This is a genomic window from Brevundimonas sp. (assembly GCF_018608325.1).
Taxonomy (GTDB): Bacteria; Pseudomonadota; Alphaproteobacteria; order Caulobacterales; family Caulobacteraceae; genus Brevundimonas.
This window is the reverse complement of record NZ_JABAZW010000052.1, coordinates 23,830-25,445: the sequence shown is the minus strand read 5'-3', so window position 1 is coordinate 25,445 and position 1,616 is coordinate 23,830. Positions and strand designations below refer to the sequence as shown.

Genomic DNA, 1,616 nt, shown 5'->3' with positions numbered 1-1,616 from the left:
CCGCAGGGCGCTCATGTCCGCCAGCGCCGCCTCTGCCGCCGCCGCACGGGCCAACACCGCCTTGGCTTCCGGCAGGAAGGTGCGCCCCGTCTGGTTCAGCACCACGCCCCGCCCGACCCGGTCGAACAGATGCACGTCATGTTCGGCCTCCAGCGCCGCGATGGCGTTCGACACCGCTGACTGGGTCAGGTTCAGCGCCCGCGCCGCCGCCGTGACGTGCTCACGCTCAGCCACCGCGACAAAGATGCGCAGGCGTTCCAGGGTCACGATCAATCTCCAAATCGGATTGAAACGACCATAACTATCCGTTGGACCGCTGTCGATGCGCGGCGCATCAGCATGGGGATGAAGTCCGCCGCCCTGCCCTCGCCTGAATCCACGCCGCGTTTCGAGGCTGCGATGGCGTTCGGGCGCGCGATCCGGCCCGGCCTGTTGCTGTGCCTGCTGGTGACGCTGGCCGCCATCGGCCTGACCAGCATCGAACGCGACCTGATCGGCCATGTCTGGCTGGAGCCGCTGGTCCTGGCCATCCTGCTGGGCGCGGCGGTCCGCACAGCTTGGACGCCCGACGCCCGGTTCAAGGCGGGTGTGGATTTCAGCGCCAAGACCCTGCTGGAGATCGCCGTTGTCCTGCTGGGCGCCTCGGTCAGCGCCGCAACACTGTCGGCGCTGGGCCTGCCGTTCGTCTTCGGCATCTTCGCCTTGGTCGCCTTGGCCATCATCGTCGGCTTCGGCGTCGGACGGGCCTTGGGCCTGAACCCGCGCATGGCCCTGCTGGTCGCGTGCGGCAACGCCATCTGCGGCAACTCAGCCATCGCCGCCGTCGCCCCCGTCATCGACGCCGATGGCGAAGAGGTCGCCGCCTCCATCGCCTTCACCGCCGTTCTGGGCGTGATCGTGGTTCTGGCCCTGCCGCTGCTGGGCGGCCTGATCCACATGAGCGAACTTCAGTACGGCGCCCTGGCCGGCTTGACCGTCTATGCCGTGCCGCAGGTGCTGGCCGCCGCCGCCCCGTTCGGCGCCGCCGCCACCCAGACCGGCACCGTGGTCAAGCTGGTGCGCGTTCTGATGCTGGGGCCGGTCATTCTGGCCCTGTCGCTGATCGCAGGCCGCAAGACGCCCGGAACCAAAGGCCCCGGCCTGCATCGCCTGCTGCCGTGGTTCATCGTCGGCTTTCTGGTGATGATCGGCCTGCGCTCGTTCGACCTGATCCCGCAGGCGGCGCTGGCGCCCCTGTCCGCCGCTTCCGGCCTGCTGACCGTCGTGGCCATGGCGGCGCTGGGCCTTCAGACCGACATCCGCGCTGTGGCCCGCGCAGGCGGCAAGGTCATCGCCGCCGTCATTCTGTCGCTAGGCGCGCTGGTCCTGCTCAGCCTGGGACTGATCCGGCTGCTGGGACTTTGATCGCCGGATTTTCGCCCACGCGGTCCTCCTGCACCCCGTTCAGCTTGCCTCGGTGCGGCGCGATCCGCGCCACGACCAGAGCCGTCAGCCCGCCGATGATGGTGGCGATCAGCCGGTGCTCGGCATTAGCCAGCACCCCGCCATAACCCAGCGACACCAGCAGCACCACCGTCGCCGTGATCGCGCCGGTCAGGGTGGCGAAATGCGCCTGC

At 69.2% G+C, this 1,616-nt stretch carries 3 protein-coding genes; 1 reads left to right on the top strand and 2 read right to left on the bottom strand.

What is annotated here, in order from left to right; genetic code table 11:
- The coding region (locus QZ281_RS05350; RefSeq protein WP_292225588.1) for a LysR family transcriptional regulator at positions 1–267 on the bottom strand (267 nt) is incomplete at its 3' end.
- Between the two features lie 72 nt (positions 268–339).
- Between QZ281_RS05350 and QZ281_RS05345 the strand changes: the two genes are divergently transcribed.
- The gene (locus QZ281_RS05345; RefSeq protein ID WP_292225585.1) at positions 340–1,404 is read left to right on the top strand and encodes a putative sulfate exporter family transporter; all 1,065 of its coding nucleotides are present in this window, start codon (positions 340–342) and stop codon (positions 1,402–1,404) included.
- Here QZ281_RS05345 and QZ281_RS05340 read toward each other — a convergent pair.
- Positions 1,370–1,616 (bottom strand): hypothetical protein (locus QZ281_RS05340; protein ID WP_292225582.1); only part of this gene is annotated, 247 nt, incomplete at its 5' end. The genes QZ281_RS05345 and QZ281_RS05340 overlap by 35 nt on opposite strands.